General features: G+C 67.9%; 23 protein-coding genes. 10 read left to right on the forward strand and 13 right to left on the reverse strand.

From position 1 onward, the window contains the following. Positions 1 to 7: 7 nt before the first annotated feature. Together boxC and H074_RS28150 are read right to left on the reverse strand one after the other, a co-directional pair. On the reverse strand, positions 8 to 1,600 hold the full coding sequence (gene boxC / locus H074_RS28145; protein WP_007033470.1) for a 2,3-epoxybenzoyl-CoA dihydrolase: 1,593 nt from the start codon (positions 1,598 to 1,600) through the stop codon (positions 8 to 10). A gap of 155 nt (positions 1,601 to 1,755) precedes the next feature. Next, positions 1,756 to 2,184, reverse strand: a complete 429-nt coding sequence (locus H074_RS28150; protein ID WP_007033471.1) for a hypothetical protein — start codon at positions 2,182 to 2,184, stop codon at positions 1,756 to 1,758. A 261-nt stretch (positions 2,185 to 2,445) separates the two neighbouring features. On the opposite strand from H074_RS28150, the gene H074_RS28155 reads away from it, so the two are divergent. Further along, complete coding sequence (locus H074_RS28155) at positions 2,446 to 2,637, forward strand: hypothetical protein (RefSeq protein ID WP_007033472.1); 192 nt, start codon at positions 2,446 to 2,448, stop codon at positions 2,635 to 2,637. A 32-nt stretch (positions 2,638 to 2,669) separates the two neighbouring features. After that, positions 2,670 to 3,554 carry an alpha/beta fold hydrolase gene (locus H074_RS28160; protein WP_007033473.1) on the forward strand — a complete coding sequence of 295 codons (885 nt, stop codon included), beginning with the start codon at positions 2,670 to 2,672 and terminating at the stop codon, positions 3,552 to 3,554. Here H074_RS28160 and H074_RS28165 read toward each other — a convergent pair. Both H074_RS28165 and H074_RS28170 read right to left on the reverse strand, forming a co-directional pair. Next, positions 3,535 to 4,296 (reverse strand): 2-keto-4-pentenoate hydratase, encoded by a 762-nt coding sequence (locus tag H074_RS28165; protein ID WP_039923547.1) that lies wholly within the window; start codon positions 4,294 to 4,296, stop codon positions 3,535 to 3,537. The genes H074_RS28160 and H074_RS28165 overlap by 20 nt on opposite strands. Next, positions 4,293 to 5,090: a 2-keto-4-pentenoate hydratase gene (locus H074_RS28170; RefSeq protein ID WP_007033475.1), complete on the reverse strand. Its 798-nt coding sequence runs from the start codon at positions 5,088 to 5,090 to the stop codon at positions 4,293 to 4,295. The genes H074_RS28165 and H074_RS28170 overlap by 4 nt, the downstream gene beginning before the upstream one ends. A 130-nt stretch (positions 5,091 to 5,220) precedes the next feature. On the opposite strand from H074_RS28170, the gene H074_RS28175 reads away from it, so the two are divergent. From H074_RS28175 to H074_RS28200, 6 genes are all read left to right on the forward strand, one after another. After that, positions 5,221 to 5,793: a hypothetical protein gene (locus H074_RS28175; RefSeq protein WP_007033476.1), complete on the forward strand. Its 573-nt coding sequence runs from the start codon at positions 5,221 to 5,223 to the stop codon at positions 5,791 to 5,793. 34 nt (positions 5,794 to 5,827) lie between these two features. Continuing rightward, positions 5,828 to 6,235, forward strand: coding sequence for a CoA-binding protein (locus H074_RS28180; protein ID WP_007033477.1), 408 nt, complete (start codon positions 5,828 to 5,830; stop codon positions 6,233 to 6,235). A 280-nt stretch (positions 6,236 to 6,515) separates the two neighbouring features. Continuing rightward, positions 6,516 to 7,298, forward strand: coding sequence for an IclR family transcriptional regulator (locus H074_RS28185; protein ID WP_005165190.1), 783 nt, complete (start codon positions 6,516 to 6,518; stop codon positions 7,296 to 7,298). Position 7,299: 1 nt separating this feature from the next. Further along, positions 7,300 to 8,973: an L-lactate permease gene (locus H074_RS28190; protein WP_007033478.1), complete on the forward strand. Its 1,674-nt coding sequence runs from the start codon at positions 7,300 to 7,302 to the stop codon at positions 8,971 to 8,973. 133 nt (positions 8,974 to 9,106) lie between these two features. Continuing rightward, positions 9,107 to 9,979: a hypothetical protein gene (locus H074_RS28195; RefSeq protein ID WP_007033479.1), complete on the forward strand. Its 873-nt coding sequence runs from the start codon at positions 9,107 to 9,109 to the stop codon at positions 9,977 to 9,979. Between the two features lie 121 nt (positions 9,980 to 10,100). Further along, positions 10,101 to 10,496, forward strand: a complete 396-nt coding sequence (locus H074_RS28200) for a sigma factor-like helix-turn-helix DNA-binding protein (protein WP_007033480.1) — start codon at positions 10,101 to 10,103, stop codon at positions 10,494 to 10,496. A 13-nt stretch (positions 10,497 to 10,509) separates the two neighbouring features. Here H074_RS28200 and H074_RS28205 read toward each other — a convergent pair whose 3' ends face one another. Together H074_RS28205 and H074_RS28210 are read right to left on the reverse strand one after the other, a co-directional pair. Continuing rightward, positions 10,510 to 11,778, reverse strand: a complete 1,269-nt coding sequence (locus H074_RS28205; RefSeq protein ID WP_007033481.1) for an RNA polymerase sigma factor — start codon at positions 11,776 to 11,778, stop codon at positions 10,510 to 10,512. Between the two features lie 30 nt (positions 11,779 to 11,808). Then, on the reverse strand, positions 11,809 to 12,225 hold the full coding sequence (locus tag H074_RS28210; protein ID WP_007033482.1) for a YciI family protein: 417 nt from the start codon (positions 12,223 to 12,225) through the stop codon (positions 11,809 to 11,811). A 133-nt stretch (positions 12,226 to 12,358) separates the two neighbouring features. On the opposite strand from H074_RS28210, the gene H074_RS28215 reads away from it, so the two are divergent. Further along, the gene (locus H074_RS28215) at positions 12,359 to 13,366 is read left to right on the forward strand and encodes a small ribosomal subunit Rsm22 family protein (protein ID WP_007033483.1); all 1,008 of its coding nucleotides are present in this window, start codon (positions 12,359 to 12,361) and stop codon (positions 13,364 to 13,366) included. Here H074_RS28215 and H074_RS28220 read toward each other — a convergent pair. The 4 genes from H074_RS28220 to H074_RS28235 all read right to left on the reverse strand — a co-directional run bounded on the left by H074_RS28220 (position 13,303) and on the right by H074_RS28235 (position 16,722). Continuing rightward, a complete protein-coding gene (locus tag H074_RS28220) occupies positions 13,303 to 14,262 on the reverse strand; it encodes a LysR family transcriptional regulator (protein WP_051072025.1) in 960 nt (319 codons plus the stop codon). The genes H074_RS28215 and H074_RS28220 overlap by 64 nt on opposite strands. Before the next feature lie 52 nt (positions 14,263 to 14,314). Continuing rightward, complete coding sequence (locus H074_RS28225) at positions 14,315 to 15,028, reverse strand: GAF and ANTAR domain-containing protein (protein ID WP_007033485.1); 714 nt, start codon at positions 15,026 to 15,028, stop codon at positions 14,315 to 14,317. Between the two features lie 30 nt (positions 15,029 to 15,058). After that, positions 15,059 to 15,706 carry an ANTAR domain-containing protein gene (locus tag H074_RS28230; protein WP_235096905.1) on the reverse strand — a complete coding sequence of 216 codons (648 nt, stop codon included), beginning with the start codon at positions 15,704 to 15,706 and terminating at the stop codon, positions 15,059 to 15,061. A gap of 395 nt (positions 15,707 to 16,101) precedes the next feature. After that, positions 16,102 to 16,722, reverse strand: coding sequence for a sigma-70 family RNA polymerase sigma factor (locus tag H074_RS28235; protein WP_007033487.1), 621 nt, complete (start codon positions 16,720 to 16,722; stop codon positions 16,102 to 16,104). Positions 16,723 to 17,026: 304 nt separating this feature from the next. Here H074_RS28235 and H074_RS28240 point away from each other — a divergent pair, with 304 nt between their 5' ends. Next, a complete protein-coding gene (locus H074_RS28240; RefSeq protein ID WP_007033488.1) occupies positions 17,027 to 18,214 on the forward strand; it encodes a beta-1,3-glucanase family protein in 1,188 nt (395 codons plus the stop codon). Between the two features lie 3 nt (positions 18,215 to 18,217). On the opposite strand, the gene H074_RS28245 is transcribed toward H074_RS28240, so the two are convergent. The 3 genes from H074_RS28245 to H074_RS28255 form a co-directional block, all read right to left on the reverse strand. Further along, positions 18,218 to 20,410 carry a terpene synthase family protein gene (locus H074_RS28245; RefSeq protein WP_007033489.1) on the reverse strand — a complete coding sequence of 731 codons (2,193 nt, stop codon included), beginning with the start codon at positions 20,408 to 20,410 and terminating at the stop codon, positions 18,218 to 18,220. 104 nt (positions 20,411 to 20,514) lie between these two features. After that, positions 20,515 to 21,294 carry a DUF3800 domain-containing protein gene (locus tag H074_RS28250; RefSeq protein ID WP_007033490.1) on the reverse strand — a complete coding sequence of 260 codons (780 nt, stop codon included), beginning with the start codon at positions 21,292 to 21,294 and terminating at the stop codon, positions 20,515 to 20,517. A 32-nt stretch (positions 21,295 to 21,326) separates the two neighbouring features. Next, entirely contained in the window at positions 21,327 to 22,121 is a 795-nt protein-coding gene (locus H074_RS28255; RefSeq protein WP_007033491.1) for an ArsR/SmtB family transcription factor, read from the reverse strand. Positions 22,122 to 22,478 lie beyond the last annotated feature (357 nt).

Below are 22,478 nucleotides of genomic sequence, written 5' to 3' on the forward strand. Positions count from 1 at the left end.
GGGCTGTTCAAACCCGCTTCCTGTCGAAGACGGCCTTCTGACCGGTACCGTAGCGACGCAGCGCGCCCTCGGGCCCGGATGCGTTCGGACGGGTGAAGATCCAGTTCTGCCAGGCGGCCAAGCGTCCGAAGATCTTGCTTTCCAGCGTCTCGGGCCCGACGAACCGGTGGTTCGCCTCCATCCCGGTCAAGGCGTCCGGACTGAGCGAAGCCCGTCCTTCCAGCGCGATCCGGATCTCGTCCGCCCAATCGAGGTCGTCCGGTGCGTCGGTGACCAGGCCGAGTTCGTTCACCTCCGCCGGGCTCAGCGGTTCGCCGCGTACCTCCGCGAGCCTCGCGACATGGTCCGGGTCGCCGAAGAACCGGGACTCGAGCCGGGTCAGGCCGTTGCCCATCGGGAAACGGCCGAAGTTGGCTTCGGACAACGTGATCGACGCACGTTCTTCACTGTCTTCGTCATCGATCGGCGGACCGTCCAAGATGTACTGCCGGTCCGCGGCGAGCGCGAGTTCCAGCAGGAGCCCGGCGTAGCAACCGCCAGGCTCGATGAGAGCGATCAGGCTGCGACTGGTGACGTCCAGCCGCTTCAGCGTCCGCTTGAAGTAGTGGACGATTTCGTTGCTCAGACAGTCTTTCGCGTCGAACACGGCGCGTTCGTGTTCGAGGACCTTCGCCGGATCGCCCTCGGTGCGGAGCACCCACGTGCCGAGTTCGGGTTCGTTGGTACGCAGGCGAAGGATCGCGTCGTCCAGCTCGCGGGTGACGTCCAGCAACCAGCCGTCGTCGTCCTCGGGCCCTTTGACGGTGATCGTCGCTTCGGATCGGCCGTGGACGACCTCGACATAACGATGCGTCAGCGGCTTCAGTTCGACGCCTTCGCCGCCGAGCCGCTCGCTCGTCCGCGCGAACTCCTTCGCCCTGGCCAGCACGGCTTCGCGGAACCCCTGCCGCGGCACGAGTTCGTCGACGAGCCGCCAGTCGACGGCGGTCCGCCCCTTCACCCCGTCGGGGCGGGTGGCGAAGACGTCGGCGAGGTCCCGCCGCACGCCGCGTTTGTCGACCACCCTGGTGAGCCCGCCGGTGCCGGGGAGAACACCGAGGAGGGGCACCTCCGGCAGCGCGACGGTCGAGGCGTTGTCGTCGACCAGCAGGATCTTTTCGCAGGCGAGCGCGATTTCGTAACCACCGCCGGCACAGGCGCCGTTGACCGCCGCGACGTAGAGCTGACCGGAGTACGCGGCGGCGTCCTCCATGGCGTTGCGGGTCTCATTGGTGAATTTGCAGAAGTTCACCTTCCACTCGTGCGACGACGACGCCAGCATGCGGATGTTCGCGCCGGCACAGAAGACGTTGTCCTTCGCGCTGGTCACGATGACCACGCGGACCCCGGGATGTTCGAACCGCAGCCGCTGCGTCGCGTCGTACAACTCGATGTCGACGCCGAGGTCGTACGAGTTGAGCTTGAGCTCGTAACCCGGTACGAGACCCCCGTCCGCGTCGACATCGAGTTCGAGCCATGCGACGTCGCCATCGGTGGACAGTTTCCAGTGCCGATAGCCGCTGGGATGACGTTCGAACGTCACCGGTGTGGTCCGCGTCACCGTTCCGATTGTCTACATCGCATTGATCAACGTCAATGTTGTGTAGAAAGTTGGTCACGGGGAGCGGGAGGAGCAGGTCGAGGAAACGGCGCGGCGCCGGGCACGTCTTAAGCCGGTTCGCCACACCCCACCACATCACCTACGGCGGTCGACCGTCACGTGTGCACGGGAGAAGCGGTGACCCGGTTGAGTTTCGCCGCCGCCCAGGTCACGAAGACCCACAACGCGAGCGCCGAGGCCGTGTCGGTGTAGATCGTGGCGAACCAGAAGGCCGGGATCCGAGGCACGGCGACCAGGAAATGGCCGAGGCTCGCGAGGCCGGACAACGAGTAGACCACCAGGAACGCCAGCGCCCGCCAATAACGTCCGCGCAGGTAGTCGCGGTAGCCGGCGACCCCGAACGCGGTGAAGAGGACGTACGCGACGACGACCAAGGTGGCGGCGACGCCGACCGGGATCCCCTCGATCTGCGGGTAGTCCGCCGCCCTGATCACGTTGTGCGCGTAATGCAGCGTGGTGGACAGCAGCGTGAAGGCCAGGATCAGCCGCAGCGCGGTGAGCCCGCGGTTCCGAAGAGCTTCCATGATCACCCCCTTGCGATTTGATAGATCGCTCTAGCGAGAGAGTATCGCATGGCCGGCGGGAGGTGAAGGAGCTCGTCAGGGGTGTGGGGCTATGGCGGCAGGGGCACCGGGGCGCGTGGCGTGACTGTGTGGATTTGGGGACGTCAGATGTCCCGAAATCCACACGGTCGCCGCGTTGACCTGCGGAAAGGAAGCTCTCGCGTATCGCGGCGAACAGTGGGTAACCGGTGGGTGAGGAAGCCCCGACCCACCGGAGGAACCATGTCCGACCAGGAAGACCGCGAAGCAGCGGACGGCCCCAGCCCCGCCGACGCGTCCGAGGAGGCCGTCCAGCTCAGCTCACCCGACGGCGGCGAGCCAGGGGACACCGAACCGGAGGAGGTCGCCGACTACGCGGGTACACAGCGGTCCGCCGGGCCGGAGAGCCAAGCCATGCACATCGAGGACGCGTAGCCGTTTCCGTCATCACCGGTCACACTGTGCCGATGCCGGAGATGATCGCCGAAGTGAACGGCATCCGACTGTGCCACGAGACGTTCGGTTCGCCGGACGGCAGGCCGTTGCTGATGATCATGGGCCTGGCCTCGCAGATGATCTGGTGGGACGACGAACTCTGCGAGAACCTCGCGGCCGAGGGGTTCTTCGTCATCCGCTACGACAACCGGGACGCCGGCCGGTCCAGCCGGATGACCGGGCGGGTGAACCTGCCGCTCGCGTACACCCTGCGCACGGCGCCGTACTCGCTGGCGGACATGGCGGACGACGCCGCCGGGCTGCTCGCCGAGCTCGGCGTCGGGAGCGCGCACGTCGTGGGCGCGTCGATGGGCGGGATGGTCGCGCAGACGCTGGCCATCGAGCATCCGTCGCGGGTGCGCTCGCTGACGTCGATCATGTCGACCACCGGCAACCGGTTCGTCGGGCGGCCGAGCGCCAAGGCGATGGCGATGCTGCTTTCGGCGCCCCCGCGCGGCCGCGCGGAGTATGTCGACTACCTGCTGCGCACGTTCCGCGTCATCGGCTCGCCCGGTTATCCCTTCGACGAGGCCCGGATGCGTGAGCGAGCGGAGCGGTCCTTCGATCGCGGCGTCAACCCAGGCGGGACAGTACGGCAGCTGGCGGCGATCGTTTCGAGCCGGGATCGCTTCCGCGCGTTGCGAAAACTCCAGGTGCCCGCGCTCGTCGTGCACGGATCGAAGGATCCGCTCGTGCACGTTTCCGGCGGCCGGGCGACGGCCCGCGCGCTGCGGGAGTCCGAAGTGGACATCGTCCCCGGGATGGGGCACGACCTCCCGCGCGCGATCTGGCCGAGGCTGACGCGCGGTCTGGTCCGGACGGCCGACCGCGCCGACGTCAAGCCCCGGCGAGCGTGATCGAGCCCAGATGCGAGAAGTGCGCCGCCACCCGTGAACCCGGGCGCACGTCGACCGCGTCGGTCATCCCGCCGGTGAACACGAGCCAGCCCGGTTCCAGCGCGAGCCCGCGGGCGCCGAGGGCGTTGGCCGCCAGCGCCAAGGCTTCCGCCGGATGCCCCAGCACCGCCGCCCCGGTGGCGGTGTCGACGATGGCGCCGTCGACCTCCAGCAATGCCGCCTCCAGCGAGAGATCCAGCGAAGACGGCTCCGCGCCCACCGGTCCGAGCGTCACGTACGCGGAAGAACCGTTGTCCGCCACGACATCCGGCAGTTCGAAACGATAGTCGCGGTACCGGCTGTCGATGATCTCGACGCCGCCGTGGACACGATCCACCGCCGCCATCGCGGTCGCCGCCGTCACGCCTGGACCCGAAAGTCGTTGCCCCAGAACGAAAACGATCTCCGGCTCGGCCCGCGGGTGGATCAGGGGCGGAACCGGGACGCCGACCGGAAGCACCATCGCGTCGGTCAGCCACGCGAGCAACGGCGAGTCGATGCCCATACGTCGCTGTTTCGCTCGCGAGGTCAGGCCCAGCTTGACCCCGATCAGTGTCTCGCCGCGCTCCCGCCTGAGCCGGAGCGCCTCGTCCTGGATCGCGTACGCGGTCTCGACGTCCAAAGCGGGCCACGCGTCGGTCAGCGGCTCGCGTTCTTCCCCGGACAGCAGCGCTTCCGCCGCCTCCCGCACATCAAGGCTCACGACCGCTCCTCCCCGGAGAACTTCGCGGTGACACTGCCGAGGCCCGCCATCGTCGCGACGACGGTGTCGCCGGGGCTCACCGGGATCGCGCGCGTCATCGAACCCGGCAGTACGACGTGCCCCGGTTCGAGCGCGACACCGAGCGGTCCGACCGTGTTCGCGAGCCACACCAGCGCGTTCACCGGCGAGCCGAGCACCGCGCCACCGGCACCGGTGGCCGCGATCTCGCCGTTCCGATGCAGGACGCAACCCGCCAGCCGCAGGTCGACGTCGCCGATCGCGGTCGGCCTGCTGCCGAGGACGACACCGCCCGACGACGCGTTGTCCGCGATGGTGTCGACGATGCTGATCTTCCAGTCCTGGATCCGGGAATCCACGATCTCCAGCGCCGGGACGACGAAGTCCACCGCACGCAGCGCGTCCGCCACCGTGACGCCGGGGCCGCGCAACCGCGAGCCGAGCACGAACGCGATCTCCGGCTCGATCCTCGGCTGCAGGAAACCGCCGATCGGGATCGGCTGGTGTTCGAGGTGGAACATCGAAGCGGTCAGATGGCCGTAGTCCGGCTGGTCGACGCCCATCTGCCGCTGCATGGCGGCGGACGCGAGACCGACCTTGTGCCCGCGCACACCGTCGCCGCGCTCGGCCCAGTGGCGGACGAGCCGTTGCTGGACGCGATACGCGTCCTCCAGTGTCGCGGCGGGATAGGTCTCGATGAGGGGCGCGATCGGCTTGCCGGTCTCGTACGCGCTGAGCAGCGCGGCCGCGGCCTCCTGCAGCGTGCTGGCGTCCATGGGCTCCTTCCGACAGCCGCACTCTGCCCCGTCACCTGGGCCCGCACAAGACACCCGTTCCACTGGCCGGTACGACGAGATTAGGCCGAAAGGGTCTCGCACCACCGCGATCTTCACCTAGCCTGCTCCCATGTCCGATTGGGCGCTCTCCCGGGCGAAGACCAGGATCGACCGCCGCGAGGAGCTCGACGAGCTCACCGCGCGCATCCGTTACGAGGTGCGGGTGCACCTCAACGAGCCCACCGCGCACAACGCCTACGACGAGCTGACCGACATCTTCGCCATCGGGCACGCGGAGTGTTCGGCGCTGCTCAAGCACCGCCGCGTCCTGCCGCTGTGGGAGCGGCTGCTGCTCCAGCGCTACACCCGCCGCCTCTACGGCAAGGCGATTTGGTCGACCATCGGTGACCTCCCCGCCGACGCGGGGCCGGCGCCCTCGGCCGCGTTCGGTCAGGAGATCGCTTCGCTGGCCCCGGATTCCGGCGACAGCGGGGCGAAATTCGACATGCAGGGCCGCGGCCTGGTCAACGTCTTCCGGATCGCCGCCGGGAGACACGGCGAGACCTGGCCGGACCGCCACGACGTCGCGACGACGTCCGCGCGCAGCGTCCTCACCTGTTCCGCGGTCTTCCTGCGGCGCCGCGCCTGGCACGTCGTCTGGCCGGTGTACCGGGTGCGCGGCCTGCGGCTCTGGAAGCTTTAGGAATTCGCGGGCGCCCGCCGTGGTTGAACCCGGTATGACCGATCGCGCCACCGAAATCCTCGCCGGATCGAAGACGATCGCCGTCGTGGGGCTGAGCCGCGATCCGGCCAAGGCCTCGCACGGGGTCGCCGCCGTGCTGCAGGCACACGGGTTCCGGATCATCCCCGTCCACCCTTCCGCGGACGAACTGCTGGGCGAGAAGGTCTACCGCTCGCTCACCGACATCCCGGAGGCCGTCGACCTGGTCGACGTCTTCCGCCCGGCGGCGGACACCCCGCCGATCGCCGAACAGGCCGTCGCGATCGGCGCGAAGGCGCTCTGGCTGCAGCAGGGCATCGTCTCCGCCGAGTCCCGCCGGATCGCCGAAGAAGGCGGTTTGGACTACGTCGAAGACCGCTGCACGGCCGTCGTCCGAGCGGTCGCGAATCTGTCGGTGCGTTAAAAACACACCTCGGAACGAACCCTCGCCGCGATTTTCCGGCGGGGGTTCGTTCATGTCCGTGAACAGAAGAATGACCCTTGAAGTCATACGCCGAAGCGAACCCGCCGAAGGGATTGGTCCAAACCGGTGATCTTGACCGGAAGCCCCCGAGCTGGGAAAACTTGTCCGGCCGTCAGTTTGTTAAGAGACCTTCCCAAGGGTGGGGTGAGCTGTTAACGTCCGAATCCGTTTAGCGGAAACAGGTGCCGATCATCGGTACCCCGGTCCAACGGAGGGCGAAGTGGGCACACCACGCGGCCTGGATTCCAGTGGCACACTCGAGCGCGGACTCGCGGTTCTCGAGCACGTCGGCCAGAACCAGGAGATTTCCACCAACGCGATCGCCAGGCAACTGGGTCTCTCCCGGAGCGCCGCCTACCGCATCGTCGGCACCCTCAAGAACCTCGAATACCTCGAAGCCGATCGCGCCACCGGCCGCGTGCGGCTCGGCACCCGGCTGGTCGAGCTCGGCGCCCGCGCGATGGCGGCGACCGACCTCCACCGCTGTGCGCCGCGTTATCTCGCGTCGCTCGCCGAACGCAGCGGCGAGACGACGTACCTCGCCGTCCCGGACAACGACACGATGGTCTACGTCGCCACCGAACGCAGCGCCAACGCCGTCACCCTGGCCTGCCGCCTCGGCACCCGCCGTCCGCAACACGCGACGTCGCTGGGCAAGGCGTGGCTGGCGGCCCTGCCCGAACAGGACCGTGTCGAACGCATCCGCCGGATGAAACTCGACAGCCTCACGCTCAAGACGATCAACGACCCGGCCCGGCTGCTCGACGACCTGGCCAGGACGAGCCGTCGCGGCTGGGCGGTGGACGACGTCGAGAACGAACCGGACGTGGGCTGCGTGGCCGCCGCCGTCCGCGACCACACCGGACGGCCGATCGCCGCGATCAGCATCGCGGGCCCCGCCGGCCGCGTGCTCCGCCGCACCGACGAACTGGGCGCGACGGTGGCCGGGACCGCCGCCGCGCTGTCGCTCCGGCTGGGTTACGTCCGCGCGCAAAGGGGCTGAGGTGGGCTGGGTCCAGGACTACCGGCCGGCGGGCGGGCTGTGGCCGTCCGCCGCGCTGGCGGCGCTGCCGATCATCGTGCTGCTGGTGACGTTGGGGGTCCTGCGCCGATCGGCGCATCTCTCGGCCGCACTGGCACTGATCACGGCGCTGCTGGTCGCGGTACTGCCGTACCGCATGCCCGCCGGGCTCGCCCTCGATTCCGCGGCCATGGGGCTGGTGTTCGGGGTGTGGTCGGTGGCCTGGATCGCGTTCCACGCCGTGTACTTCCACAACGTCACCGTCGCGACCGGGCGGTTCGACGACATCAAGGCGGTCCTCGCCGGGTTCAGTGAGGACCGCCGCCTCCAGGCGCTGCTGATCGCCTTCGGGTTCGGCGCGCTGCTGGAAGGGATCGCGGGCGGCGGTTCGCCGATCGCGATCACCGCGGCGATGATGGCCGCGCTCGGTTTTCCGCCGGTGAAGGCGGTCGTGCTCGCGTTGCTGGCGAACACCGCGCCGGTCGCGTTCGGCGGACTCGGCAACCCGCTGATCGTGCTGGGCAGGCTGACCGCGCCGATCCTCGGCATGAAACAGGAGCAGGCGACGGAGCTGTTCTCGTCGATGGTCGGACGCCAGCTCCCGTTGCTGGCGATGATCGTCCCCGGTCTCCTGATCGTGATCCTCTCGGGCTGGAAGCGGATGATCGAGGTCTGGCCCGCCGTGCTGACGGCCGGGCTGTCGTTCGCGGTCATGCAGTTCGTCACCTCGAACTTCATCAGCCCGAGCCTCGTCGACGTCGTCGCCGCGCTCACCGCGATGGCCTCGCTGTGGATACTGACGCGGTTCTGGCAGCCCTCGGCGGTTTGGCGTTTCGACGGCGAAGAACCGGTGCGAGCCGGGGCGAGCCTCGGCGCGGCGAAAGCCGGACGCGGCGCGCTGTACGCGTGGGCGCCGTACATCGTCCTGATCGCGGCGATCTTCCTTTCTCGGATCGGGACGATCTTCAAGAACCTGCCCACATGGCTTGACCTGACGAAACTGCTGCACAAGGCGGACTGGGTGTTCGCGTGGCCGGGGCTGCACAAGGAGGTCGTCCAGCACGCGCCGATCACGCCGAAGGACACGCCGTACGCGGCGACGTTGACCGTCGATTTCCTTTATTCGCCGGGAACGGTGGCCTTGATCGCGGCGATCGGGGCGGGTTTCGCGATGGGCGCGAAACCGCGGCTGCTGCTGGTCACCTACCGCCGGACACTGCACCAGATGCGGTGGGCGCTGGCGACGATCTTCATGATCCTCGCGATCGCGTTCGTCATGAACTACTCGGGCGCGACGCAGACGCTCGGCCTCGCGCTGGCGACCACCGGGGTGCTGTTCCCGTTGTTCTCCGCCTACATCGGCTGGCTGGGCGTCTTCCTCACCGGCTCGGACGCTTCGACGAACAGCCTCTTCGGGCCGATGCAGGTGATTTCGGCGCAGCAACTGCACGTCGACCCGATCCTCGCCGGCGCCACCAACACCTCCGGCGGCGTGATGGGGAAGATGATCTCACCGCAGAACCTGTCCATCGGCGCCACCGCGATCGGGCAGTCCGGGAAGGAAGGTGCGCTGCTGCGGCAGACGTTCCTGTGGTCGGTCGTGCTGACCGCCGTGGTCGGGGTGATCTCGTTGCTTCAGGCCAAACTGCTCTCGTGAGTGGTAATGACGGTTCTAACCGTCATTACCACTCACGAGAATGTCCACAATGGTCATCCGATCTTTACCGCTCACTGGGCTGGATGGATGAAAACGGGATCCGTTCGCCGGAATGCGAACTACCGTTGTCCCCATGCCCATGACGCTGATCAAAGGTACGTTCCAGCTCGGCGGCGCCTCACCGGACGGCGATTCGGTCCGGTTCTATCCCGAAGATCCCCAGGCGACCAAGAAGGCGGGCCTGAAGGTCCGGCTCAATTCGCGGGGCGGGATGCAGCTGCGACTCGACGCGATCGACGCGCTCGAAACGCATTACCAGGCCAGGGGCACGGGCGGGACGTGGCACCAGCCCGCGGAATTCGCCGACGCCGCGGCGGCGAACCTGCTGAAGGTCCTGGGCTTCAAAACAGTCGAACGCGACGAAGAGGGAACAGTCACCTCGTCGACGCCGATCAAGGTACCGGGTCACATACTGACGCGATTCGCCGACAAATACGGACGAGCGGTGGCGTTCGCCTTTCCAGGACAACGGCCGGGAAGGTCGGCGGATCTTTCCAAGGTCCGTCTCGACGTCAAAACGCTGAAGAACTCCGCGAACTACCGGCAGGTCGCGGACGGACTCGTCTACCCGACGTTCTATTCACTGCTTTACCCCGATCTCCGTGAAGCCCTGGCCGAAGCCGCGGTCAAAGCACGCCAAGACGGGCTCGGACTGTGGCCCCAGGACGTCACCGACTCCGGGTTCAAGCTCTCGTCACGGCGGCAACTGGCCGACGGACTGGTGATCCTGCCGAAACTGTTCCGCAGGCTCGTCGACTACCTCGCGCTCGACGAAAGCGGCGGGGTCTCGCTGACCGGCTTCTCCGACTTCCTCGATTCCCGTGACGACCGCCTGTTCACGGTCCCGGACGGGCACGCCACGGAATTCGAGACCTTGGTGAGCGTGAAGCGGCAGACCGTGAACCTGACGATCGAGCCGGAGCGGATCGTCTTCATCGAGGCCTGAACCGCCCGTGTGGGCAAAAAGACCGTACCGCCCCACCCCTCGGCCGTGCTCATCTGAAAGGTGGGAGAGGGAGCCGATGCGAGGACACGGTTCGCGGCGGTCGGAGGAGGCCGGCGGGCGGATGGAGACAGCTTCGAAACTCGTCGACGCCGTCCGCGTCCTGGTCGTGCGCTACTGCCGGGCGCGGATCGGCCGTCGTTCGGGCACCTACGACATCGCCGACGCGATCGCGAAAGACAGCTGCCGCGAGATCTTCGCCGGTGCGGCCGGGGCGCCCGCGCTGCTCGCGTTCGCCTACGACGTCACGCGCGGCCTGGTCGACGACTTCCACCGGACCGCCGCCGAACTGCCGAACCCGCTTTCGGTGCTGCCCGGGCAGCAGCGCGAGATCATGGTGCTGCGGTCGCTCGTCGGGCTTTCCGCAGATGACACCGCGCTGGTGCTCGGCTGCTCCGTGCAGGCCGTCCGGCTGGGGCAGCACCGCGCGCTGACCGCACTGCGCCCCGCCCCCGCCTGACCTCGCCGCGAGGTCAGGGGGTGCACTCCGCGGCCCGGTTCAGCAGCAGGGTGCGCTCCCGGTCGTTACCGGTCATCTCCGCCGCGCGCTCGAACTCGGCGCGGGCCTCGTCGAGGCGGCCGAGCTTCGACAGGAAGTCGCCGCGCACACTCGGCAGCAGGTGGTACGACTTCAGCGCGGGCTCCGACGTCAGCTTGTCGACCACCGCGAGCCCCGCTTCCGGCCCGACCGCCATCGACAGCGCCACCGCGCGGTTCAGTTCGATCACCGGCGACGGGTTCAGTTTCGCGAGCCCTTCGTACAGGACGGCGATGCGTCCCCAGTCGGTCTCCTCACCCGTTCGCGCCCGCGCGTGGCAAGCGGCGATGGCGGCCTGTGCCGCGTAGAGGCCGAAAGCGCCGCCAGTGAGCGACTCGGAGAGTTCCAGCGCGGTGAGGCCGCGGCCGATCAGGATCCGGTTCCATTTCGTCCGGTCCTGGTCCATCAGCAGTACGGGTTCGCCGTTCGGCCCGACGCGCGCGGCGGACCGCGAGGCCTGGATCTCCATCAGCGCGACCAGCCCGTGCACCTCGGGCTCCTTCGGCATCAACCCGGCCAGGATCCGGCCGAGCCGCAGCGCCTCCTCGCACAACGCCGGCCGCATCCAGTCTTCGCCGGCCGTCGCCGAATACCCCTCGTTGAAGATCAGGTAGATGACTTCGAGCACCGACGAAAGACGCGCGACCCTGTCCGCCCCCTCCGGCACCTCGAACGGCACCTTGGCGTCGCCGAGAGTCTTCTTCGCACGGACGATCCGCTGCGCGATGGCGGTCTCCTTGGCGAGGAACGCCCGCGCGATCTCGTGCGTCTGCAGCCCGCCGATCATCTTCAGCGTGAGCGCCACCCTGGCCTCGGTCGAAAGCACCGGGTGACAGGCGGTGAACACCAGCCTCAGCAGATCGTCCTCGATGTGGTCGTCGAGGCCCGCGGTGAAGTCGGGTTCCTCCTCGAACTCCTGCTCGCGGCCGATCTCGCCGAGCTTCCGTTCGTACCGCTCGTTGCGCCGGAAGGTGTCGACGGCCCGGCGTTTGGCCGTGGTCATGAGCCAGGCGCCCGGGTTCCTCGGGACGCCCGACTCAGGCCACTGTTCGAGCGCGGCGACCAGCGCGTCCTGCGCCAGTTCCTCCGCGAGCCCGACGTCGCGCGTCATCCGCGCGAGGCCGGCGATGAGGCGGGCCGATTCGATCCGCCACACCGCGTCGATCGCCGAACGGGGGTCTGCTGTTGCCGTCACGCCGACCAATCAACATCGTCGGCGCGACGACCGCAACCACTAGTTCGCCTCGGCCTGCTCCCGCAGCTTCTGCTCATGCTCGACGATCTCGGGGGTGGCGTTGTCGAAGTCCTCCAGCTCGGCGATCCGGCGGATCTCGATCTCACCCTCGCGGAACGGTGCGCGCCTCATCCATTCGATGACCTCGGCCTTGTCCTTGACCTGCAGGATCCAGAACCCCGCGATGAGTTCCTTGCTCTCGGCGAAGGGCCCGTCGACGACCCTGGCCTCGGTGGTGCCGGAGTACTGGAGGCGGAAACCTTCGGAGCTGGGGAGCAGTCCTTCACCCGCGAGCATGACACCGGCCTTCACCAGTTCCTCGTTGAACTTCCCCATCTCCTGCAACTCCTCGGCACTCGGCTGAGCACCGGCCACGTCGGTCTTCTCGTCGCTCTTGACAATCACCATGAACCGCATCCGTCGTCTCCGTTCCCGGCGGGGCTCGTCCCCGCCACATCTACGCGTCGATCGGACACCCCAGGTTTCGACACGGTCCCCGAACTTTTTTCGCGGATATTCGAGCAGCCGGAAAACCGCAGGTCAACCACCCATGCGAGAATCCTCGACCGTGTCCGGACTCCCCGAAACCCTCCGCTCCGCCCTCGACGAGGAGCTGGGCAAGTACCCGCAGAACAGGCTGACGCAGTCCGTCGAGCGGCTCAGCACGCGCTACCGCGAGAACGCCCCCGCGAGCGCGCCCATCCTCTCCTCCGAAGCCGACATCGCGGCGTACGCGGGCTACCGGATGCCGGCCACGTACGCGGCCGTACACGCCGTTCTCGCCGAAGCCGCCCTCCGTGCTCCCGGGTTCGCCCCGCGCACGCAGATCGACATCGGCGGCGGGACCGGTGCCGCGATCTGGGCGGCTGCCGACGTGTGGCCGTCGCTGGAGGAGAGCACCGTCGTCGAGCAGGTCCAGGGCGCGATCGCACTCGGGCGGCGGCTCGCGGGGAACGCCGGCGACAAGGCCGTCCGGGGCTCGACCTGGCGACGCGGCCTGATCGACCCGGCCGCGCCCGCGCCGGACGCCGATCTGGTGACCCTCTCCTACGTCCTCGGCGAGCTGCCCGAGGCCCGCCGGGCCGACACCGTCCGCTGGCTGTCGGCGAAGGCAGGGATGCTGGTGCTGATCGAACCCGGCACCCCAGCGGGATACGAGCGGATCGTCGTAGCGCGGGATCAGCTCGTCGAACTCGGGCTTTCCCTGGTCGCGCCCTGTCCGCACGAGGGCGCGTGCCCGATCCCGCGCGGCAAGGACTGGTGCCATTTCTCCGCGCGCCTCCCGCGCACCGGTCTGCACCGCCAACTCAAGTCCGCGACGCTCGGCTTCGAGGACGAGAAATTCTCCTACGTCGTCGCCTCGCGCACGTCACCGGAACGCGCCGAAGGCCGGATCCTGCGGCATCCGGTCAAACGCAAGGGCATGGTCAGCCTGTCCCTGTGCGCCGGATCCGGGCTCACCGAAACGATCGTCACCAAAAGGCACGGCACGGCCTACCGCGAGGCCCGCGACGCCGAATGGGGCGACGCCTGGCCCGTGCAGTCCACAGTGGACTGACGGCCGCGTCGCGCCGGGTCGCCGATGACGGCGAGCAACGCGCCGAGCGCCGGATTGTCGTTGCCCCGCCGCCACATCAGTTCGAGTTCCACCGGACGGCCCTCGACACCGTCCACCGGACGGAGCACGACCCCCTCGAAACGCAGCGCGGCGGCCGCGGCGGGCACCAGCGCGACACCGAGTTCCGCCTTGACCAGTGCGAGCACCGTATGCACCTGACAGGGGTATTGCGTGTACTCCGGCAGTACCCTGGCGGCGCGGAACACCGCCACGAGCAGGTCGTGGAAGTACCGGCCTTCCGACGGCGAATACATGATGAACGGCTCGCCGTCGAAATCGCGGACATCGGGATTCTTCTTCCGACGGGCCAAGGGATGCGCCGACGGCAGCGCCGCCAGCAACGGCTCCCGCCACAGCGGCAGGGTCACGATGCCGGCGCCGGTGACCGGCGGCCGGATCATGCCGAGATCGATTCCGCCCGACAGCAACCCCTCCACCTGCGCCGCCGTCACCATTTCCCGCAGCACGAGATCGACACCGGGCACCTCGGCGTTCGCCACGGCGATGACATGTTCGAGGTGCGAATACGCCGCCGTGGCGGTGAACCCGAGTGTGACGGCCCCGACCTCACCTTTCTTCGCCCGGCGGACGTACAGTGCCGCCTCTTGCGACGAACGCAGTATCTTCCTTGCCTCGGCAAGAAAAACCCGTCCGGCGGGTGTCAGCCGGACCGTGCGGTGCGTACGGTCGAGAAGCTCGACTCCCAGGTCGCGCTCCAGCAGCTGGATCCGCCTGCTCAACGGCGGCTGGGTCATCGAGAGCCGCTCCGCCGCCCGGCCGTAGTGCAGTTCCTCGGCCACCGCGACGAAACTCACCAGCTGCTCCAGGGAAAACACTCATCCAGTCTAGGTATCGGCGCAGGGCGAACAAGCGCCGAATCGGTATCGTTCAAGGCCGGATGTCCACCGTGCGATCAATGATCCCGGCCGCCACGGCGAGGATCTTGCGATTGTTGCTCCGCGCGTAGGCGCGCAATACGCCGAAAGCGTCGTCCACCGAAATCCGGAGCCGTTCGGCGAGAACGCCTTTCGCCTGCTCGATGGTCACCCGGCTGTTCAACGCGGTCTGCAGCTGCGCGGTGATGATCTCCTGACGCTGCAGCGAACGGTGGTGCAGGATGCCGATCGTGGCCACGTCCGCGAGTGCCTGCGCGAGCCGCAACCCGTTCCGGTCGAGCGACGCGGGGCGGGTGCCGAACAGGCTCAGCGCGCCGATCACTTCTTCACGAAGCCGCATCGGCAAGGCGTACACGGAACGGAATCCCGCGTTTTCCGCCTCCCGGGAGAACTTCGGCCAGCTTTCGCTCGCCCGCGTCAGATCCGGGCAGAGCACCGGTTCGGCGCCCCGGTAGCAGTCCAGGCACGGCCCCTCGGAGTTCCGTAATTGGAACAACTCGAGCAGCCGGGTCTTTTCATCGGACGCGGCCACCATGGTGAGCGTGCCGCGCGCGTCGGCGAGCAGCAGTCCGGCGGCACGGACGCCGAGCAGTCCGACACATCTGAACGCGAGCAGGTCGAGGAACTCGACGAGATCGAAGTCGTCGACAAGGGTGTCCGCCAGCTGCACGAAGGTTTCCCTCAAGTCGGCCGCCAGGTCGGTCATCTTCCCGGTATCTCCTTACGCACACATCCGTCATGACTCGGGCCGGAACTTGACACGGCGCCGCACCACGTCCTCGGCGACCTCGTCGAGCTTCCGGCCGTGGGCGTAGGCATAGGCACGCATGCGGGCGAGCGCGTCCGCGAGTCCGATGTCGAGCTGGACCGACACCATGCCCGCGGCCTGATGCACCCTGTCGTGGTGGTCGGTGAACTCGCGATCGATCCATTCGGCCAGCCCCGGCCTGCCGACGTCGACCTCGGCGATCGCGAGGGGGATCACCGCTTCGGCGCAGACGAGTGCCTGCGCCTGTCCCTCACTCGAAGGGAACCCGGCGAATTCGCGATAGCAGTCGACAGCGCCCAATTTGATCGCACCGGCCTGAATCGGCACCGCGATGATCGATTTCACGCCTCTGTCGATCGCCTCCGGCGCGAACATCGGCCATCGGAGTGATGCCTCCGAACTGGTCACATCGGTTACGACGACGAGCATACCGCCGCGCACCACTTCCACCGCGGGACCTTCGCCCAAGGTGAACTGCAGATCTTCCAATTCACGGCTGCGGTCATCGGTGGCGAAGACCGGCTCGGCGAGACCTCCCCCGGCGGCGAGCGTGAGCCCGACACCGGTCGCCTCGAGGACCTCTCCGCAAACGACGCAGGCGTGTTTCACTGACACCGCTGAATCGGTTTCCGAAGCGAGAAAACGCATCTTCGCCCAGACCACGGCAGCGCGATCATGCCGTCGAAACCCCATGGCGTGCCTCCCGGCGTTGCCCGGTATCGGACGGGCCCGCCGGGATCAAGGGCGAACAACGCGGACGACCTGTCCGCACCATGACCATTCTCCCACGTTTCCGCCTCTTCGCCGCATCCGTGACAACTTCCCCGGCACCAATGGCCCGTTCGGCCGGTTCCGGCCTCCCGGCCCGCGCCTAGGCTGGAACCCGAGACCGTCTGTCCAGGCCCCCGGCGACGGCGCTCATCGGCGAACTCTGGAGGGGCCATGTGCGTTCGCATTCTCGAAACCCGTGCCAAACGGGAGAATCCCTTGCTTCGGCTGTTGATCCGCATTCAGCTCAAGGCGTCCTGGCGCTGAGCGCAGGCGCGCAGCCTGCTGATCGCGCGGTGTTTGGTCACCCGCACACGCGACGACGTCGTACCGAGCGCCTCCGCGGTCTCGTTCGACGTCAGTTCGCCGATCACCCGCATCCCCAGCACTTCCCGGTGGGAGACGGGCAGCATCCTCATCAACCTGCCGAGCCGCACCCCGAGGTCGGCCCGCAGGGCGCGCTGCTCCGGTTCGTCCGCGGCGCCCGCCGGACGTTCGGGGAGTTCACCGGTCAGCACCTGCTTGCTCCGCGCCGCCTTCCGGAAGACGTCGGCGACCTTGTTCGCCGCGATGGCGCGCAAGAGGAACAGGAAGGAACCGCCACGCAGACCGTGCACGGGGACCGCGACCAAGATCGCGAGGCAGATCTCCTGCGCCACGTCGGCCGGTTCGAGATAGGTCAGCTCATGGCCACCGAGGCGGCTTTCGGCGTACCGCCGTGCCCACGACGCGACAGCGGACATGAGGTCGTCCATGCCCTGCGGCTCGCCGTCCACCGCGGCCTTGGCGAGACCGTCCCAGCAGGCGGGGGAAATCCACGTCTCACCGCCGCCGGTTCTTCGCATCGGAAAATCGTCGCTCATGTCCCGCTCCCCACGGATGAGAAAACCCTGCCGCCGGGGTCCAGGACGGAACCCGGACAACGGTAGTCGAGGAATCCGGCCGCCTCAATCGACGAAAGTCCGCGACAAATTGTCCACCACGGCGGAAAACCGGACAGATTCCCACCAGTGGTCTGGACATCTCGGCCTCCCGCGACGTACCTTCCCGTGCTGAGACCCCTCGCCAAGGTCACACCCAGGCCGGGAACGCGCCCCCGGCCGACATCCGCAAGCACCGCCGCGGCGCGTCCACGCTCCGCGGCGGGATTCCGCCGAGGAGTGAACTGTGCGCATCCGCAAGAAGATCCGGCGCGTCCTGACCGCGTTGGCGGTCGCCCTCCCCCTGGTCACCGGTGTTTCGGCGCTTTCGGCACCCACCGCGGTCGCCGCGGGCCCGGATCCGCTGCCGCTGACCGTGACCAACAATTCGAACCGCTCCGACGCGGTCCACCTCTACGTGCTGGGCACGAACCTCGACACCGGCAAACTCGGCTACGTCGACGCCGCCGGCACCTTCACCCAGTGGCCGCCGGGCGCGAACCCGCCGAGCCCCGCACCCGACGTCGCGATCGCGGGCCCCGGCAACGGCGGCTCGACCACGCTGCGGATCCCGCGGATGCTCTCGGGCCGCGTCTACATGTCGTTCGGGCAGAAGATCAAGTTCTTCCTGACCCCGGACGGGCTGGTGCAGCCGGCGCCGTGGGCCGACGGCGACCCGAACCGGGACATCCTGTTCGACTGGAGCGAGTTCACCTACGACAACGGCGGGCTGTTCATCAACAGCTCGCAGGTCGACATGTTCAGCGTGCCCCACGCCGTCGGCCTGACCAACGGGGCGGGCGCGGACAAGGAGGCCGGGCGCCTCAAGGCGGGTGGCCGCGAGAACATCTTCAACGCCGTCCAAGGACAGTCCGGTTTCTCGAACCTGGTGTACAACCGGCTGCGGGTCCTCGCGCCGGGCAAGGGGCTCGACACCGGCAAGTTCAGTGGCAACTACCTCGACGGCTACGTCACGAGCGCCTGGAACACCTACAAGTCGACACCGCTGACGGTGGTCCCGTTCGAGGCAGAACCCGGCAAGAAGTTCACCGGCCGGACCGGCGGGGACGACGTCCTGCGCTTCACCGACACGTCGGGCGCGACCGTGGCGTCGTTCAACAAGCCGAGCACCCGTGACGTCTTCAACTGCGACGGACGGCTGCAGGCGCCGAACGACCAGGTCGTCGGCCCGATCGCGCGGACGCTGTGCGCGGCGCTGCACCGCTCGACCCTCGGCTCCCTGCACACGCAGCCGACCTACGACGCGGGCCAGTTCTACAAGCAGTCCGTGACCGACCACTACTCGCGGATCGTGCACGAGCAGATGGTCGACGGGAAGGCGTACGGATTCGCCTTCGACGACGTCGGGCACTTCGAGTCGCTGGTGCACGACGGGGACCCGCGGACCGCGCGGATCACCCTGACCGCGTTCTAGGACTCAGCGCGCCCCGCTCCCGATCCGCCAGGCCGACATGCCGATCCCGCTCGGCTCGAGCGGGAACACCGGCGGCTCGGGAGTGCGGGCGCGCTCCAGCCCCTCCGGCGTGTACCGCACGCACTTCCGGTGCCATTCCAGGGTTCCGGCCATCCGGTCCTTCAGGTGGTCCGCGTACCCGGTCAGCACCGCGCGGACGTCGTCGCCGAGCCCGAGGTCGTCGCACATCCTCGGCAACCCCTCGTCCGCGAGCTGCTCGAACTGGTCCATCCGCGCGTTCATCAACCGGGCGGTGATGTCGCGAGCCTCGACGCGGTCCACCTCAAGGAACCGCTCGACGACGTACACGAGATTGTGCACCTCGCCCTCGTACTCGACCTCCTTCTGGTACGAGAACAGGTCGTTGGAGAAGGCCGCGTAGTCCTGCGCCGCGGTGTCGAGTTCGAACAACACGCGGTGCTGGAAGAGTTCCTGCGGCACGACGTCGCCGAGTTCGAGGAGCGCGAGGCTCTTCGTCAGGTCGGATCCGAACGTCCGCCGTCGCATCTCCACGTAGTCGACCGGGTCGGGGACACGGTTCTGCGCCTGGTTCCCCACCTCCCAGACCCAGCTCGCGGTCATGCTCTCGATCGCCCGCCGGAACCCCGCCCGCCCGTGCGGGGTCAGCGGCCCGGCGGTGCGGCCCCACAGGTCGGCGAGGCCTCGCTCGATCGCGTTCGACGGCTTCGGCATCGGTTCGCCGTCGAGCGGCATGAACAGGGAAAGCCGGTCGCTGCACAGCTTCGCGGCCACCGGATCCCGTTTCATCCCGAAGACCAGGGAGAAGTAGTCGTCGCCGTACGTGCTCCAGGTGAACCAGCCGGTGGACACCTTCAGTCGTTCGAAGTCCGCGTCCGGGCCGATCATCGCGGCGCGGTGCGCCAGGTCGAACCCGCGGAACCGGCGCTCGTCCCAGACCCCGTTCTCGAACATCCCCATCTCCCGCGCCCAGCCCGGCGCGTACTCGCGAGCGACGGCGAGGTGGGGATTGGTGCGCACGGGGTACGGCATGCGGAATTCCGGCAGCGGCAGATGGCCCACCTTCGCGAACGGCGCGGGCGCCTGCTGCCGCACCCGCTGGACCAGCCCCAGCCGCTTCGGTGAAAGCCGCAGCGACCCGGTTCCGAGCCCTGTCGGCCCGTTCGCGCCGGAGACCGCGCCCTCGTTCATGTACCGGCTCGACCGCGCGTGCCATTCGTGCCCGCCGGACTGCCAATCCTGCAGTCCTTTGACGTACAGGCCGACAGCGATCTGGCCGGGCAGCGAGATGTCGCGTTCGGCCAGCAACGCGGGCACCTCGACGAGCGCGGTGTTCTCGAACTGCTGCAACCGCGAGGTCAGCAGGTCGTTGGTGAGTTCGGCGGCCTCCTGCGTCGGGCGGTCGAGGAACTTCTCGAAGACGAGGACCGCGTTGGAGTTCTCTCCCTCTTCACGCACTTCGCGTTGGTACGAAAAGAGATCGTTGCGAAGGTGGACGGCGTCGGCGAAGGTGTCGCGCAGGACCTCCATCGGCCTGGTCGCCGCGATCCCGTCCGGTACTTCGGCGCCGACGGCGTACTCGATGAGGTTCGCCGACCACGGCGCACCGCCGACACGACGGCGCATCTGGATGTATTCGATGGGGTTCGCGATCCGGCCTCGGTCGATGTTGTCCAGTTCCCAGAGCGATTCGACCATCAGGTTGTGCGTGCTGGTGACGAAACGCCGCCGCCAGGACTCCGACATCGAGGGAATGGTGCGCGCCCAAAGGTCCTTGAGCCCGGCTTCGGCGGGATTCCCCGGCTCCGGTGACGTTTCCCCCGGCCCGGTCATGAACAGTTCCAGGCGGTCCAAATAAGCCTTCGCGCCCTCGATGTTCCGCGTGTACTTGAATTGCGCGAGGAAATCGTCGTCGAAGAAGAACACCCACACGTACCAGTCCGTGACAAGATCGAGGGACGGCCCGTCACAGTCCGGATGGGTGTGCGCGCAGAGCAGCGCGTAATCCATTTTCGCCAGCGCCTGCTCGGTCCAGACGACGTCACCGGACGGCGACGGTGAATCGAGCATCCCCATTCGCCTGGCCCAGGCCATACTGTGCGCCCGCGCCGCTTCGAGGTGCGGATTCATCCTGGCCGGATGCGGCACGTAGAACTCGGGCAAGGTGAAAGCCTGCATCTGAGACTGCCTCCCGGGCGGGTGTCGGATCCGTTCCGACGTTTCCAGCCCGCCGCCGCGCCGGGCAACGTCCACCCGGGCGATTCGGTGTGCCATGGAGTGAATCAGTCCCAGAGGGACGCCGAGTCGACATACGGCGCGAGCAACCCGGTCAACACCTCGTCACCGTTTCCGTTCAATTCGTCCTCGGCGATCCGGCGCGCGACACCGACCAGGAAATCGGCGGCCTGCACTCGCGGGTCCGTCCGTGAATCCACGAACTTCACCCCGGCCAATCCCGGACTCGACTCGATCAGGGCGAGCCGTTCCCCTTTGAGCGACGGTTGTTCGTCGTGGACGAGGAAGACCTGTTCCCCGCCCTCGCTCCAGCACTCGACGGCGCGGAGGATCGCGGGAACCAGCGGATCGAGGACCTTGGCGTCGCGCGCCTCGGCGACCTTCGCCCTCAATTCCGCGGTGTCCCCGACCATCGCGTAGAACGAGCCCGCCGCCGGCACCCGGCGATTCCTGCTCCGCAGCACGTCGTTGAACGCGGCGAGGAGTTCGTCGTCCGGCCGGACCTCCCGGCCGACGAGTGCGCGGAGTTCGTCCGCCAGCAGCCGCTTCTTGTCCACGAGGTACACGTGCGCACGCCCGTGAACCGGGCCGCGCGGACCGAGGAACCATTCGAGGACCCGTCGGTGCTTCGTGCGGAGAAGATGGTTCGCCTTGTACTCGACCGCCGGTGAGCGGATCCTGCGCCGTAGTTCGACCAGGCAGGCGGCGGCCTCTTCGGGACTCAGCCGGACCCCAGCGTGCGCGAACACGCCGGTCTGCCCGCCGATCAGTTTCTCGCCCTCCGACCCGGACTCGTCACAGGCGATCTCCAGGGGCACGATGCGCATCGTGCCCGATCACACCGGCCCCGTCGACCCGGTTACGCGCGCGGGCTCGGCAGCGGCGCGCCGGTCTCGAGCAGCGACTTGAGGCTGGACAGGATCGACGGCCAGCCGCCCTTGACCATCTCCAGCGCGGTGCTGCCCGGTGGGAACCCGTCGTGCACCACGGTCAGCTTCACCGTGTCACCGACGGGTTCGAGGTCGAACGTCACCTTCGACCGCGGTTCCGCCGCGAGCTTCGCCGCCACGTCGGCGTCGAGCCCGGCGAACTCGGCGAACTCCGGGGTGAAGGTGTGCCACGTGTAGGACAGCCGCCGGTACGGATCGGACTCCAGGACCACCTGCTCGGGGTCGTCCAGCTTGACGCCGAACTGTTCCCAGACCACCGTCGCCCCGGCCTTCCAGTCCGAGGTGAACTCGCAACCCCAGTACTGCTTGGTGAAGACCGGATCGGTGAGTGCCCGCCAGAGCTGCTCCGGCGTCGTCCTGATGTAGCTGGTGTACACGAATTCGACGGTGCTCATGGGTTTCTGCTCCAATGCCTTCTTGAGGTCGGCGAGCGCGTCGACGCGGCCCTGGTGGTACCGGTCGATCCAGCGCTCGGCGATCGCGTTGATCGGCTCCGCGTTCACGTAATGCAACTTCTCGCGGCCACGGCGCACCGTGGTCACCAGATTGGCCGCTTCCAGCACGGCCAGATGCTTGCTGACCGACTGCCGCGCCATGTCCAGCCCCGCGCACAGCTCGCGCAGGGTCTGCCCGTTGCGGGCGTTCAGGTCGTCGAGCAACCGGCGCCGGCTGGCGTCCGCCAATGCCTTGAAGACCTCGTCCATGCCAGTCCCCCTATATGCAGCCTCGCGGCTGCCTTTGACTTTAGGCAGCCGCCTGGCTGCATGTCAAGCGAGGCGACTGGTCCGGGCCGTGCCCACCCGCATCCACCGACGTCGCGAAAGCCTCAGTCGGTCACTGTCGTGAGTGGTAAGGACGGTTAGAACCGTCCTTACCACTCACGAGCCCACCACGGTCCGCCACTCAGATCGCCTGAAGTACGTAACCTGGGCCGACCATGTGCCCTGCCACCGCCCATGTCGCGAAAGCCACTTTCGGGACATCCAACGTCGCGAAAGATGCTCCTATAGATGTCAAGGGGTGTTGGTGAGGTTGTTGATGTCTGTGATGAGTGTTCGGTG

The sequence above is a fragment of the Amycolatopsis decaplanina DSM 44594 genome (assembly GCF_000342005.1).
Classification (GTDB): Bacteria; Actinomycetota; Actinomycetes; order Mycobacteriales; family Pseudonocardiaceae; genus Amycolatopsis; species Amycolatopsis decaplanina.

Excerpts from the sequence above, each read along its gene's own strand:
- H074_RS28150 (WP_007033471.1), bottom strand. The coding sequence starts at position 2,184 with ATGGAAGCTCTTCGGAACCGCGGGCTCACCGCGCTGCGGCTGATCCTG.
- H074_RS28155 (WP_007033472.1), top strand. The coding sequence starts at position 2,446 with ATGTCCGACCAGGAAGACCGCGAAGCAGCGGACGGCCCCAGCCCCGCC.
- H074_RS28160 (WP_007033473.1), top strand. The coding sequence starts at position 2,670 with ATGCCGGAGATGATCGCCGAAGTGAACGGCATCCGACTGTGCCACGAG.
- H074_RS28170 (WP_007033475.1), bottom strand. The coding sequence starts at position 5,090 with ATGGACGCCAGCACGCTGCAGGAGGCCGCGGCCGCGCTGCTCAGCGCG.
- H074_RS28175 (WP_007033476.1), top strand. The coding sequence starts at position 5,221 with ATGTCCGATTGGGCGCTCTCCCGGGCGAAGACCAGGATCGACCGCCGC.
- H074_RS28180 (WP_007033477.1), top strand. The coding sequence starts at position 5,828 with ATGACCGATCGCGCCACCGAAATCCTCGCCGGATCGAAGACGATCGCC.
- H074_RS28195 (WP_007033479.1), top strand. The coding sequence starts at position 9,107 with ATGCCCATGACGCTGATCAAAGGTACGTTCCAGCTCGGCGGCGCCTCA.
- H074_RS28200 (WP_007033480.1), top strand. The coding sequence starts at position 10,101 with ATGGAGACAGCTTCGAAACTCGTCGACGCCGTCCGCGTCCTGGTCGTG.
- H074_RS28210 (WP_007033482.1), bottom strand. The coding sequence starts at position 12,225 with ATGCGGTTCATGGTGATTGTCAAGAGCGACGAGAAGACCGACGTGGCC.
- H074_RS28215 (WP_007033483.1), top strand. The coding sequence starts at position 12,359 with ATGCGAGAATCCTCGACCGTGTCCGGACTCCCCGAAACCCTCCGCTCC.
- H074_RS28225 (WP_007033485.1), bottom strand. The coding sequence starts at position 15,028 with ATGACCGACCTGGCGGCCGACTTGAGGGAAACCTTCGTGCAGCTGGCG.
- H074_RS28235 (WP_007033487.1), bottom strand. The coding sequence starts at position 16,722 with ATGAGCGACGATTTTCCGATGCGAAGAACCGGCGGCGGTGAGACGTGG.
- H074_RS28245 (WP_007033489.1), bottom strand. The coding sequence starts at position 20,410 with ATGCAGGCTTTCACCTTGCCCGAGTTCTACGTGCCGCATCCGGCCAGG.
- H074_RS28250 (WP_007033490.1), bottom strand. The coding sequence starts at position 21,294 with ATGCGCATCGTGCCCCTGGAGATCGCCTGTGACGAGTCCGGGTCGGAG.
- H074_RS28255 (WP_007033491.1), bottom strand. The coding sequence starts at position 22,121 with ATGGACGAGGTCTTCAAGGCATTGGCGGACGCCAGCCGGCGCCGGTTG.